8 protein-coding genes are annotated in these 14,356 nt (G+C 36.1%); all 8 read right to left on the bottom strand.

Annotated elements, in window-relative coordinates; all coding sequences use genetic code 11:
• Positions 1-7 precede the first annotated feature (7 nt).
• Positions 8-2,383 (bottom strand): GAF domain-containing protein, encoded by a 2,376-nt coding sequence (locus M0214_RS08145; RefSeq protein ID WP_248722074.1) that lies wholly within the window; start codon positions 2,381-2,383, stop codon positions 8-10.
• A 116-nt stretch (positions 2,384-2,499) separates the two neighbouring features.
• Positions 2,500-4,143: an alpha-amylase family glycosyl hydrolase gene (locus tag M0214_RS08140; RefSeq protein WP_248722073.1), complete on the bottom strand. Its 1,644-nt coding sequence runs from the start codon at positions 4,141-4,143 to the stop codon at positions 2,500-2,502.
• 1 nt (position 4,144) lies between these two features.
• Positions 4,145-6,019 carry an alpha-amylase family glycosyl hydrolase gene (locus tag M0214_RS08135; protein ID WP_248722072.1) on the bottom strand — a complete coding sequence of 625 codons (1,875 nt, stop codon included), beginning with the start codon at positions 6,017-6,019 and terminating at the stop codon, positions 4,145-4,147.
• Positions 6,020-6,023: 4 nt separating this feature from the next.
• On the bottom strand, positions 6,024-8,456 hold the full coding sequence (locus M0214_RS08130; RefSeq protein ID WP_248722071.1) for a TIM-barrel domain-containing protein: 2,433 nt from the start codon (positions 8,454-8,456) through the stop codon (positions 6,024-6,026).
• Positions 8,457-8,504: 48 nt separating this feature from the next.
• Positions 8,505-9,416, bottom strand: a complete 912-nt coding sequence (locus M0214_RS08125) for an alpha/beta hydrolase (protein ID WP_248722070.1) — start codon at positions 9,414-9,416, stop codon at positions 8,505-8,507.
• Positions 9,417-9,418: 2 nt separating this feature from the next.
• Positions 9,419-11,362 (bottom strand): glycoside hydrolase family 13 protein, encoded by a 1,944-nt coding sequence (locus M0214_RS08120; RefSeq protein ID WP_248722069.1) that lies wholly within the window; start codon positions 11,360-11,362, stop codon positions 9,419-9,421.
• 18 nt (positions 11,363-11,380) lie between these two features.
• The gene (locus tag M0214_RS08115) at positions 11,381-13,687 is read right to left on the bottom strand and encodes a glycoside hydrolase family 65 protein (protein ID WP_248722068.1); all 2,307 of its coding nucleotides are present in this window, start codon (positions 13,685-13,687) and stop codon (positions 11,381-11,383) included.
• Between the two features lie 7 nt (positions 13,688-13,694).
• On the bottom strand, positions 13,695-14,354 hold the full coding sequence (pgmB, locus tag M0214_RS08110) for a beta-phosphoglucomutase (RefSeq protein ID WP_248722067.1): 660 nt from the start codon (positions 14,352-14,354) through the stop codon (positions 13,695-13,697).
• Positions 14,355-14,356 lie beyond the last annotated feature (2 nt).

Here is a 14,356-nt window from a genome sequence, read left to right as displayed (position 1 = left end):
ATTACCCTTAAGCTTTAATCTCTTTCATTAAATCATCGTACGTGTAGAAAGATTTATCATTTTCATCCTTGTGATACAGCACGCTAACACGAATAGCCTTGAGACCAGTTACAGCCTGTAAATCTTGAAGCTCCACGATTTCTACATCATCATCTAAATAGTTTTTATCTTGTAAAAACTTAATATAACGCATATACTCAACCTCATCTTGTTTTTGTGAATACACGATGCTGATTTTACCTTTTTGAGTAACGCGTTCGTTGGTACCCTTAATAAAAGCTTTATCTACGCGTTTTTTCACGATTTCATAACGTGCATTGTAGGTACCATCTACATCAAACTGCTTTTCATCCATTCTGAAACTTATCGATAAAGGCTGATTGAAAACTAAAATCATAGAGGCCACATCTAGGGAAATTGGGAACTCAGATTGCATTTGATAATATGCATTTTCCATTTCGCACATAACCTGAAGCTGCCACAACCTTAAATTATACAAATAAATCAGATTGAAATTATCTTCTTTAGTAATAGACTCACCAATATACATATTGTGCTCAACGCCATCGGTCTTAAATCTCTCAAAAAAGTGCGGATACATGGCTTGAGCTTCGGCCTGTTTTTCATCTAGTAACGATGCCATATCTTGATTGATTCTCGCAATCGTTTCATCATAGTCTTTTCTATGTTTATATAGTACCTCAACTTTATCGTCTATGCTTCCATAGTAAGCTTCAATGTCATCTTTTAAAATATCAACTCCGGATAAATGTTTTAAAACAGGCTCAACTTCGCTTTTAAAGAAATCTGAAATCTGCTGCTCACTATCTACCTGAAAATGCTCACTTAATCCCTTGAGATAGTTATCTACTTGATAAACATACTGATCATAAATTGGGAGCGGCTCCTGGTCTTTTGCCTTAGTAAAAATATGTTTCACCGCATTTAGCTGCAATGTTAAATCTTGTCGGGTTGCTGTATTCCTAGCTTCGGAAGACCCCTTTATATCTATCTGACCAAAAAGAGGATAAACTTCATCAAAAACCACCTTTTTAAACCTCGCTTTTTCACCGCTCATTTCGTTTTTAATAAACTCCTTGGCTTCTTTGGCAAATCGCCAATGCACACTTGGATGAATCGAGGTACATTCTTTTTGTATTATGGCTTCAATAAGGTTTTCTTCTTCTGTTTTAGAACGCTCTACTGCAGAAACTATATAAGGCATAATATCCACCAATTTATTGGCGTTGATACTGTTAAGCACTTTTGCTCTATTGGATACTATTTCCAATATACCCATAACACCATCATCATTGGCTATTGGCGCGAAAATAGCACTTCCAATGCCTTGTTGATACAACACTTTTATATGCGGCACCTTACCTTTTGTTTTCTTGTAAATCCCTTTTACATCTGAAATAGAAAAATATTCATGCTCATTGAGCATCCTGTTATATGACCAATTGCATAATACATTATTGCATGATTCTTTTTCAGATTCTCCCAACAGGTAACTATTCATTCCCACTCCGTAAACACGTTCGAACATGTGGTCCTCTTCGTTAAAAATGGAAAAACCTACTTTTATGTCATTTATACCTAGAAGCGACCTGAAAATATCATGAAATCCTTCCATAAAGGTTTCATCTTTTCTTTTATCCTCGCCTATTAGCGTTGACTTTATATTGGATATGGATTGGTCGTCGGTTACATCAAAAATATTTGAGATTACAAAACCTTTAAACTCGTAACTATTGGGAGGAAACTTCTCTTTCCAAAGACTTAAATTCTCAAAATTATCCAGAAGCTCATCGTAATCTTCTTGCGTAATTTTGGGCGCATGTGCTGTTGGTAATATTTCGCAAAAATCGGCATTATACATAATCTTATAATAATGCATTACACCGTTAGCGTCTGGAATTTCGTAATAAAACGGACGTTTAAAATTCAGATTGTATCCGTAGCAGAAGTTTAAAATAATTGTACAGGCTATAATATACCTGTACTCCTCTGGCATGTTTTTTATTTGAAGTTCAAAACCTTCTCCAGCGGTTTTTATGATACTTTCAAAGCGTTCAGACTTATTAAAAATAAGGTTGTGAAAAGGAACCGAGGCGGTTTTAATTTCATTTTTTGTTAGAATTGGACTAAATGAATCCCTTAGGATAATTCCAATTTCATGACTCCTATCCTCTAAAACCTGAGTACTTGTAAACCCTTGTTTTAGTTCAGGGTACGCCTCTGCAGTTTTCAACACACGTTTAGCTCTTGCCGCTATAAACTCATCTTCATCATTAGCCAAATGCTCATAATGTTCAAGAAGCTTGTTGAAACTCACTTTTAGAATAAGCGGGGATTCTATATTTTCATTTATGTCGGTCATCTGTGTAGTCTTGTAATACAAATTTACAAATTATTGAGTTAGTCGTTAAAAACAAGACTCCATAACACTTAAAATGTTACAAGAATTCACAAAAAATATTGAACCAAACTACTTGTCTATTTCTGAAGTAAAACGATATTATAATTTGATTCTATAACTACTTTCCCATTACTCACCTCTACTTTTTGTCCGGAGTAGGCATCACTAAGATTTTGCCCGTTTTCGAAAACCGTAGACACGTCAATTGCTTTAATACCGATAGGCAAATCAAGACCAATAACTACAATATCTTCATAATTATCTCGCGTATAGTTTCTACTAAAAATGAATGGTGTTTTTGAAATCTCCTTGTGAATTCCAGCACCAACCGCTGGATGATTTATTCTAAATTTTCCTAATTTTTGCCAATGCTCTAAAATAGCTTTGTTGCTCTCTAAATCATCCCAATTCATGAGCGACCTTAGGTGAGCATCTCCGCTGGCGCCTTCAACATGTAAAACTCTGGCTAGCTCATCTCCATAATACACCTGCGATGTCCCTGGGGACAACAATAATTTATTTGCGGTTTCAAATGGTTTATCTCGCATGTTATCAAAAGGGTCGTGGTCATCATGGGAACTTAAATAATTTAATACCCCAAAACCTTTCAACTCATTTTGTAAAGCACTATTATACTTGGCAAACATATCTTGTATAGACATTTGTTTTGCATTCCATTTGAATTCAAAATTGATTTGACTCGTAAACCTATTATCATAATAATTTACTTTTTTATCACCAAAATCGAAATACTTTCCTCCGCTGATGCCATAGTTGTAAACCTCACCTACCAAATAGAAATCGTTATTATCTAAAACCTTATCAGGGTTTATTTTTTTGTACTCAGTAAATGCAAAATCACACTCGGTTTTAAACGCTTCCCAAACATATTCTTCGGTGTGCTTTACGGTATCACAACGGTAACCGTCTATTCCAAATTCAGTAATGTAATCCGTTAACCATTTAATGATATAAAATCTTGGCGCTCTTGGATATCCTGTTCTTTCAAAAAACGCATCCAACTCAGCTAGTTCTTGTTCATAACTCCCTTCCTCCTTCCATTTAGCTACTAATTGTGGTGGCAACTCAACAGCTTCATCAGATTCGGTTTTTACATCTGGCAAGTTATCTACCAAGGTACACGAAATGGTAGATTCATATGAATTATGCTTACAGGTTGGACTTGTCCTCACCCATTCCTCTGGCCACACAGGATCCTTTTCGGTAACAGGCCCTGTGTGGTTAATCACGGCATCTAATAAAATCCGGATTCCCTTGCTGTGGGCAGCTTCTACCAATTGATGCAAATCTTCTTTTGTCCCATAATTTGGATCAATTGCGGTCCAATCTTTTGTCCAATAACCATGAAAACCGTAGGTCACTCCAGTACCTTCATCCGTACTCCCGTGGATTTGCTCTACAATAGGCGTCATCCATATAGCGTTTATTCCCAAATCTGTAAAATACCCCTCATTTATTTTTTGAGTAACTCCTTTTAAGTCACCACCTTTAAAACCACGAAGTATAGCGCTCTCTTTTGTTCTATTGAAATTAACATCGTTGGATGAATCTGCATTGTTAAACCTATCGGTAAGTAAAAAATAAATATTGGCACCTTCCCAAACAAATGGGGTTTCCGGTTTAACTTCTACAACCTCCTTTTTTCCTTGACAATTTGATAGCAAGGCTGATATCAATAATATGATGATTAGTTTTTTCATCTTACTTAAGTTTTAATATTAGGGATTCCAAAGGCGCAATTTCAATATTCATAGTGCCGATACCATTTTCAACCTCTAAGCTCGTTACAAATTCATTGTAAAGCACATCGCCCACATCATAATTACTAGATTCCAAAGCCCATATTTCAATGATATCTTTCGGAATCTTTAAATCGAATCCATACATCTTACTATCGTCAAAATTAGAAACTACAATTAGTTTTTCATCATCACTCCATCTAACAAATGATAATACTTTATCCGTATAATTTTCTGTATGCGCCCTATTGTACAAGTGGATATCTTGATAATTCCCCGCCAATGCAGAACTATTTATTGTAAAGTTTAACAAACGCTTATAAAAATCGCGTAAGGCTTTTTCATCTTCTGAAGATTGACCACCATCAAACTGTTTATCATTTACCCAACGCTGTAAATGTGGTACTCCCACATAATCAAAAATTGAGGTTCTTGAAGGGTCTCCAAACCCACCATCTTCTGCTCCAGGCTCACCAAGTTCTTGCCCAAAATAAATCATGGTTGGTGATGTACTAATGGTAGCCGAAACCACCATGGCGGGCTTTCCTTTTTCTGCACTTCCGGCAAACTCAGGGCTTGCAATACGCTGCTCATCATGATTTTCTAAAAAGTGAAGCATATGGTGTTCTATGTCTTTTAACCCTTCCTGGATTGGTGGAATATTATCTGTTTTACCATGGCCTTGCATGACATGTTTTAGGGTATCGTAAAGCTCTACCTTGTCGTACAGATAATCCATTTTCCCTTTTTTAATATAATCCCTGTAAAGACTTGGATTATAAACTTCCGCTAGTAAAAAGGCCTCTGGGTTTTTAGTTTTTATATTTGAATTCATGTAACTCCAGAACTCTACCGGTACCATTTCTGCCATATCAAAACGGAAACCATCTACACCTATTTCTAACCAATACAGGGCAATATCCTTAAACTTATCCCAAGAGTTAGGAACAGTTTTACCCTGCCAAAACTCAAAGTGTTTTTTGTAATCTTCATTATCATATCCCTCTGGAAGCTCATCAAAGTGTTTAGTACCATCTGGAGCTATACCATAATTTACTTTTACGGTTTCGTACCAATCCCCCATATGAGGTTGTGATAATCGAGACCCATTACCCGTCCATTTTGCAGGATTCTCATCAAAAAACCCATCTTCTAAAGGGTGTGTTTCATCTCCCAACGGTGAATATCCATTTTCCCATTTAGGCACTTTAAAAGTCTCTTCTGGATTATAATAAAAGTTATTATTCACGTCATACGTTTTGGATGTATCATCTGAAGTGCCAAAATCTTCAACCCCCTCAGGATTGGTTAAACTTTGATAATTCCTAGCAACATGGTTAGGCACAATATCAATAATCACCTTTAACCCTGCCTTGTGAGAACGATTGATTAATGCCTTAAATTCCTCTAAACGATTCTCAACATTAACTGCTAAATCTGGGTTTACGTTATAATAATCTTTAACTGCATATGGTGAACCTGCCCTACCTTTCACCACATCTGGGTCATCATTAGAGACACCATAAACTGTGTAATCTGTAATAACATCGTGGTGTGGTACTCCAGTATACCAAATGTGAGTAACACCTAAATCCTTAATCTCTCTTAGAGCCTTATCAGTAAAGTCGTTAAACTTACCTACTCCATTTTCTTCTATAGTTCCCCAAGGTTTGTTATTTGTATTTGTATTCCCAAAAAGGCGTGTAAAAACCTGATAAACTACTTGCTTTTTCTTTAAGGATGTCTTCACTTCTCGCTGTGGTTTTTCCACGTCCTCTTTACAACTTAACATTATAGCAAATACCATAAAACAGCTTAGAATAAAGGTTCTGTTCATAATGTTATTTATTTAGTTTTATTTTTACTTCAGTTTCATCTTCAGTATTCCAATTTACTGGAACACTTAATGTTTTTGTTTTTTCATTCCAATTAACCGCTACCTTTTTCCCATTAATATTAATACGTTTTGGTTGCTTTTCTATGTTATGAATAACCAAATGGATATTTTTGGATTGCGGTTTAAAGTTGCTTCCTATTTCTGCATCTAATTCAATTTCTAAACAAGACTTTTTAAATTCGGCTTCAAACTCCAAAATCTCATAGGCGCCTTTTTCAAAAGCTTCGGCTGTTTTCCCGTCGTCATTATAAAATTCTTGCTCGTTTTCTTCGTTAGACTCTTCGAAATAATAATGAACATCTAAATTGTTGGAATCGTATTCCTTTGTGGATTGCATTGATTTTGCCATGGGAATAAACGCTCCTGCGCGAACATAGGTTGGAATACTATTTTCATTTAAAGTAACGGTTTTGACCTGTCCGCCCTCCACATATTCATCTGTATAAAAATTGAACCAGTTGGAAGTTGCCGGGAAGTAAACCTCCTGTTCTTTTTGCCCTTGATATAATACCGGAGATACTAAAAAGTCATTTCCCCATAAATAGGTTGCCGAATAATTTAAGAGTTCTGGATTATCGTCTTCTTCAAAAAACAACGGACGCATTAAAGGCTTTCCAAATTGGTTATTTTCAAATACCAAATTATAGTTATATGGCAATAATTGATAACGTAATTCTATAGCTTCTTTTGCTAATTTTTTAGCTTTTTCACTTCTAAAAACGGGTTCACTGGGCACCTCTTCTTGTGCATGGGGTCTGTAAATTGGTTGAAAAACTCCATATTGCAACCAACGCACATATAGTTCGTCATCTAAATTAGCCCCTGCAAAGCCTCCTAAATCTGAATGCATAAACGCCAATCCTTGCAGTCCCATTTGTAAAGCAATTTCTGGTTGTCTGTTTAGTCCACCCCAAGTTCTATTAACATCTCCAGACCAAGGCACCATACCAAAACGTTGTGAGCCAGAATAACCAGCTCGCATCAAAATAAATGGTCTTTGACTAGGATTCATTTCCTTATTCGCATCAAAAACTAATTCTGCCCAATGATGCCCGTAAATATTATGCATTTCATTGGCTGTACCCATGGCATGTAACAAGCCGTTTGGATGCACTTCTGGCTCTCCTAAATCCCCCCAAAATCCGGTCACGCCCATTTTCGACAAGTCTTTATAAATATTTTTGAACCAACTTTTTCCTTTCGAATTATAAATATCGATCAATCCTGTATTCCCGAAATAGAAATCGAATGTAAAAGGATTACCTAATGAATCTTTAGCTAAAATAGCTTTGCTTACGGCTTCATCCCATCTTTTTGAAGTGGTCAGCACAAAAGGCTCTGTAATTAATATCGTCTCTACATTTTTATCTTGAAGATTCTTAATCATCTGTTTAGGGTTTGGGAATGAATCTTTTAAAAACTCCAGATTCCCCATGGTTCCTTTAACCGCTTTCCCAAACCAATATAAATCTAAAATAACGGCATCTACTGGAATTTCTTCTTCTTGAAATTTTGTAATAGTGGCTTCTGTTTCGACTTGGGAATGGTAACCGAACCTACTGGAAAAATTTCCCAAAGCCCAACGAGGCAACATGGGTTGTTTTCCAGTTAAATCGGTATAATTATCTAGTAAATCATACCACGAGTCACCTACAATGATTTGATAGGTTTTTCTTCCCGAAATAGTTTCATAGGTTAAGCTATTATCACCTTTGCTATCAAGGTCTAAATAGCCAATTGGCGCATTATCAAAATGAATCATATATTGTTTTGAACTCACCACAATTGGCATGGTATAGTTCATCAATTCACTCTTAGTTTCATAACCGTAATGGGCCCTATTATAAAGTGGCAACCTATAGCCTCTTCTGTTCATCCCGAGCGCTCTTGCTCCACCGCCATACAGCACTTCATTGGGCGTTACATTGAATTCAATTTTATCGGTGCTCTTAGTTTTGATATTACCACTTACCAAATCCATTGGTTCATGAGCAGAATGGTAAAAGCCTCGCTTTTCTGAAATTATAGATTCCCCTTTATAAGCATAAGAAATCTGAAATGGTTTTTTAGCTATTTCAACCTTGATACCTGCAGTAGCTATGGTAATCAATGAATCACTTTCTTGAATTTCAGCGTTTAGATTTGGTACATCAAGAATAACAGCATGTGATGCGTTATTCAAATTTTCTCCTTTTGGAATGAAGGAAGTCTCAACAATTTCTGATGAATAGAATTGAACATGATATTCTCCATCGCTTACTTCTACAATAATTTGATTTTCCTTCTCAATTACCGATTTAAAAAGTCTGTTGCCATTCTGAGCAAAGGTTATTGCTGAAATGAAAAGAAATAGAATAAGTTGTTTCAAACTATACATTATTATATGTTTCAGGCCAATCTGATTTTAAAAATCTGACTGTTTAATTTAATTACCTAATAAAAAGGTTAATGGAATATCTAATCTAGCGCCCCAAGAAACCTCAGAATGATCTGCTCCCGTAAACTTAATACTCTTTGCATGACCTTTACTGACAATAACCCTATCGGCTTTGTTCTGATAAGGTAAATATTTTTCATCCAAGGTTTTGTCTCCATAATCAAAATACAACTTGTGATTTTCACTATTAGGAAGATACATCTTCATATAATCGAAAAAAGCATCGGGAATATCGTTATCAATATTATCATAAGTACCTGTCCAATGCGTGGAAAGACAGGCTGCCCCTCCAAAAACTTCTGGATATTCACTAATGGCATACATTGAAATCAATCCCCCTCTACTGGAACCCATTACAAATGTGTTGTCTTTATCTGTTTTTACGGCGTAATTGGCATCTACAAATGGTTTTAGCTCATTCACCAAAAATTTAAGATAGCTATCTGAATTTATTAATGATTTGGCATTTTGTTTATCGGTCATTGCCTTCAAGGAATCCTTGTCTTTTTGCATTAATGCTTCATAAACCTTTTGCGGGAAGTAATTTGAATTCCTCAGCTCCCTAATGTTATGAACACCAACAACAATAAAGTCTTTGGTTTTACCTTGCCTCATCAATTTTGTAGCCCACTCATCAACCTGCCATTCTTGTTTATTCCAAGTTGTTTTGGCATCAAAAAGCATTTGTCCGTCGTGCATATAGAGCACCGCATATTTTTTATCTTCAGAATAATCCTGCGGAAACCAAACATCAACCATTCTAGGTTCGATGTTTACAGAAGGGAACTGCTCATATCGATCTAAAAGCCCAACTATATTCTCGGTAATACGAACTGGAGCTATTTCTGATTTACAAGACAAAAAAAGTAAAAGGAAGCAGACCGCTATTAATCTATTCATAATTATAACTTGGTTGTTAAAATCATGCTTCCTTTTCCAGTTAATTCCAATACATTATTCCAAACTAAACTTTCATTAGTGACTATATTCCTTAAGGTTTTTCCGTTAAGGCCTATTTCACCAAACCTTGACAAATCTATACTCGTTTCACCTTCATTCTTATTTATAATATGTACAACAGTTTCTTCTTCATGAATCCTAAAAAGTACATAAATACCATTTTGTGGTGCAAAATGGATGGTTTTACCATCATGAATAGCCTTACTACCTTTTCTGTAATTAAGGACTTTAGCCATGAAAGTTTGCATATCTTTTTGATCGGCTGTTAAGCCTTCACCTGTAAATGCATTAACAGTGTCACCTTCCCAACCTCCCGGAAAATCTGTTCTAATAAGTCCGTGATCACCAGGCTTAGCAAAATCGTCCATAAAGATTTCAGTACCATAATACACCTGCGGAATTCGAGGTAATGTGAGCAAATAACTTAAGGCCATTTTTGTATTCGTTTTATCACCTCCTAATTGTGTAAAGATGCGACTCATATCGTGGTTATCTGGAAAAACCATGATATCTTTTGGTTTTACATAATGAAAATCATTGGCCAAACCTTCATACATTTTTACTAATCCCTTGTCCCAGGCTTCTTCTTCATTTAAAGCATTTACAATATTTTGCTGCATCGCAAAATCCATTGGAGACTTTAAATTAGAATCGTAACCATCATTATTTTTTGCTCCATCTTGCCAGTACCCAATAAGCAACGGATTGTAACTCCACTCTTCACCAACGATACTGAAATTAGGGTATTCTCTCATGATTGCACCTGCCCAATCACTCATAAAATTTTTATCTGGATACGGATAGGTATCTTGACGAATACCACCTAGATTTGCTATTTCTATCCACCAAATACTATTTTGAATAATGTATTTGGCAATAAACGGATTACGTTGATTCAAATCTGGCATTCCAGAAACAAACCAACCATCAGCCATACCTTCTTTATCAGACTGAGAAGCATAAATATCTTGATTTGAAGTTCTTTTATGGTTAGACCTTTTTACTGTTTTACGAGACCAATCTTCTTTGTTTTCCTCATAGTGCGGCTGGTAATTTACCCAGTCCTTGAATGGTAAATCTTTCATCCACCAATGTTCTAACCCACAATGATTAGCTACTTGATCCATAACTAGTTTCATACCCTTTTCAGACATTTTAGAAGATAATTCTAAATACTCTTCCATGGTTCCAAAACGTGGGTCAATTTCATAATAGTTGGTCATAGCATAACCATGATAAGAGCCTCTAGGCATATCATTAGTCAATAACGGACACGGCCAAATTGACGTATAACCAAGGTCGTATATATAATCTAAATGATTTATAATTCCTTGAATGTCTCCACCGTGACGGCTATAACCATCTGTCCTATCTATTGTTGTTTCGTTCATAGAATCAACAATATCATTATCAGGGTTTCCATTAGCAAATCGGTCTGGAGTGATTAAGAAAATAGCATCAGAGCTATCAAAACCTATGAAATCATCGGAAGACTTTACTCTGCCTTTCAGCTCATATGTGTGTTGTTTTTTATCTCCGTTTTCAAAAGTGAATGTGATATTAAACTTTCCTGCTTTTGCAGTTTCAGAAATAATTAAATCGATGAATAAATAGTTAGGGCTATCGGCTTTATGCACCTTATCAATAGTAACTCCGGTATAATTAATCTTTGGAGTGGCCTTTGAAATATTGGGGTGTTTAACCAATAATTGTAACTCTTGACTTTTAAAACCAACCCACCAATTTAATGGCTCTATACGCTCAATATCATAGGTTTCAATAGCAGGTTCAGCTGAAGAATTATCACTACCCTGTTCGTTAACTTTTTTACAAGAAAACCCTATAATCAAGAGCGATAATGCTAAAAGTTTAACTACCGATTTCATCTCTTTTGAGTTTAATAATTATACAGTTACCAAATTATTTGGTGTAATAATTACTGGATTATCATTAACCAGAATTTGCAATTCGTGATCAGCTTCTAATTCAAAGTTTGTTTCGCTTTGCGTAACATTTACTTTAATTATTGCATCTCTAAAATTCACTTTAAACGAATACCCCTCCCATTGTTTTGGAATTTGAGGCGTAAAAGACAATATATTATCCTTAACACGCATACCGCCGAATCCTTCTACAATACTCATCCAGGTTCCTGCCATTGATGTAATATGTAAACCTTCATGAACCTCATGGTTATAATCGTCTAAATCTAACCTTGACGTACGTAAATAGAACGTATAGGCTTGTTCCATTCTACCTAATTTAGCAGCCTGGATACTGTGAACACAAGGTGACAATGAACTTTCATGAACTGTAAATGGCTCGTAAAAATCAAAGTGACGTGCTAACTCTTCAGTAGTAAACTGATCTTCAAAGAAGTAGAAGCCCTGAAGTATGTCCGCTTGTTTTATGTATGGTGAACGCAGTATTCTATCCCAAGACCAATGCTGATTAATTGGACGTTGTGTCTGGTCCAGTTCATCAACTGTAATCAGTTCTTTGTCCAAGAATCCGTCTTGCTGTAAGTAAACGTGATGCTTCTGTGAATAAGGGAAATACATATTATCTGCAACGGCTTTCCAAAGCGCAATTTCAGATTTAGTTAATTTCAGCTTTTCAGCAATTCGTATAAAATCATCTTGGTATTCATTGTCTACTTTCTCGATATTTTCTAAGGCATAATTAATACACCATTGCGCTAAGTAGTTTGTATACCAGTTGTTATCTACGTTATTCTCATATTCATTAGGCCCGGTAACCCCAAGAATAACATATTTGTTTTTATCTTTTGAAAAATTGGCTCTTTGCTGCCAAAATCTGGCAATACCAATTAATACCTCTAGTCCTTTTTCTGGAATATAACTATAATCTCCCGTGTAACGATAGTAGTTATATATAGCAAATGCAATGGCGCCGTTTCTATGAATTTCTTCAAAGGTAATCTCCCATTCATTATGGCATTCTTCGCCATTCATAGTAACCATTGGGTATAAAGCTGCACCATTGGTAAACCCTAATTTTCCAGCATTTTCAATGGCCCTATCTAAATGGTTGTATCGGTATTCCAGAAGTGTTTTAGCTACGCTTTGATCTTTGGTAGCCATATAAAATGGAATACAATACGCTTCAGTATCCCAATAGGTACTTCCGCCATATTTCTCTCCTGTAAATCCTTTCGGACCTATATTCAATCTTGAATCTTTACCCAAATAAGTTTGATTCAATTGGAAAATATTGAAACGAATACCTTGCTGTGCTTTTACATCACCTTCAATGGTAATATCGGCACGTTCCCAAATACTGGCCCAAGCCTCTTTTTGTTTTTCTAATAACTGGTCAAAGCCTAGCTCAAAAGCTGTCTCTAAAACTTTTGTAGCAGCATTAACCAATTGAATTTTATGATGGTTTCGGTCTACCGTATAACCACCCATTTTTGTAATGGCATAGGTATCTCCTGCCTTCACATTTTGTTTATATTCAAACGAAATATAATGGTCATTAGACTGCATGGTCGGTTCAACATTAACCGCTTTTCCATTTACTGAAACCTTAGACTCCATGTATGTACACACATGAAAATCGGTTTTCATCGTTCTTGCTTCAATAAATGCTTTTTGCCCTTGATTGCTCACATTAAGGACATCCCAGAATTTATCATCCCAGTTAGTATCCTTGTTTGTTATAGCGTTGTCAATGTATGGACGAAGCACTATTTCTGCATCACCGTTCATTGGCGTTACGCTATATTGAATAACCCCAAGCTCATCTATATCTAAGCTCAAGAAACGTTTCGACTCCACTTGAACTTCTACTCCATTTGAAAGTGTCGCTTTAAATGACCTAGAGAGCCAACCTTCCTGCATATTCAATTCGCGTCTAAAATCTGCTATTTTTTTACAAGTGTCTAAGTCTAACTGCTCTCCATTCACAGAAACATCTATCCCAATCCAATTTGGTGCATTTAACACCTTTGCGAAATACTCGGGATAACCATTTTTCCACCAGCCCACACGGGTTTTATCAGGATAGTAAACCCCTGCAATATAACTTCCTTGAAAGGTTTCTCCTGAATAAGCTTCTTCAAAATTGGCACGTTGCCCCATGGCTCCGTTCCCAATACTGAACAAACTTTCTGAAGACTCTACTCTGGCCGGGTCAAACCCTTCTTCTATGATAGACCAGTTGTCTGGTTTTATATAATCTTGATTCATTGTTCTCTCAATTTAATGTCGTTAACTCGGTAAAAAAGTTCCCTGGAACCTCTGTCAAGTTGTTGAAATTGTAATCTGCTTCGCTTAGGGTTTTTTCGTCCCCTATACCTACCGCAACCATATTCGCATTTTTTGCCGCTTCTATACCTGCAATAGCATCCTCAAAAACGACACATTGGCTAGGCTCAAGCCCAAGTTTATTGGCGCCTATTAAAAACACTTCAGGGTCTGGCTTTGCCTTAGACACACTGTTGCCATCAACAATACCAGCAAACCTATCATACAAACCAATTTGTTTTAAAATCAATGGTGCATTTTTACTAGCAGAACCAAGTACGTATTTAATACCTGCCTCATCTAAAGCATCTAATAATTCTGAAGCGCCTGGAAGAATTTCATCGGCTTCCATTTTGGTAATATAGCTCAAGTAATCTTCGTTTTTACTCACCAAAAACTCTTGCTTCCTTTCTTCGGAAACCGTCACCTTACCAATATCCAGTAATATCTCCAAAGACCTTACCCTGCTAACACCTTTTAAGAGTTCGTTATGTTCTTCTGTGAACTCAAAACCGAGGTCATCAGCTAATTTTTTCCATGCCAAAAAGTGATATTTGGCCGTGTCTACTATAACACCATCTAAATCGAATATGACTCCTATTTTGTTCATGT

Origin of the sequence: Seonamhaeicola sp. ML3 (assembly GCF_023273855.1) — a bacterium.
Classification (GTDB): Bacteria; Bacteroidota; Bacteroidia; order Flavobacteriales; family Flavobacteriaceae; genus Seonamhaeicola.
This window is presented reverse-complemented; position numbering and strand designations above follow the sequence as displayed.

Bases quoted from the DNA above. Each gene is read 5' to 3' on its own strand.
- M0214_RS08145 (WP_248722074.1), bottom strand. From the start codon at position 2,383: ATGACCGACATAAATGAAAATATAGAATCCCCGCTTATTCTAAAAGTG.
- M0214_RS08140 (WP_248722073.1), bottom strand. From the start codon at position 4,143: ATGAAAAAACTAATCATCATATTATTGATATCAGCCTTGCTATCAAAT.
- M0214_RS08135 (WP_248722072.1), bottom strand. From the start codon at position 6,019: ATGAACAGAACCTTTATTCTAAGCTGTTTTATGGTATTTGCTATAATG.
- M0214_RS08130 (WP_248722071.1), bottom strand. From the start codon at position 8,456: ATGTATAGTTTGAAACAACTTATTCTATTTCTTTTCATTTCAGCAATA.
- M0214_RS08125 (WP_248722070.1), bottom strand. From the start codon at position 9,416: ATGAATAGATTAATAGCGGTCTGCTTCCTTTTACTTTTTTTGTCTTGT.
- M0214_RS08120 (WP_248722069.1), bottom strand. From the start codon at position 11,362: ATGAAATCGGTAGTTAAACTTTTAGCATTATCGCTCTTGATTATAGGG.
- M0214_RS08115 (WP_248722068.1), bottom strand. From the start codon at position 13,687: ATGAATCAAGATTATATAAAACCAGACAACTGGTCTATCATAGAAGAA.
- pgmB (WP_248722067.1), bottom strand. From the start codon at position 14,354: ATGAACAAAATAGGAGTCATATTCGATTTAGATGGTGTTATAGTAGAC.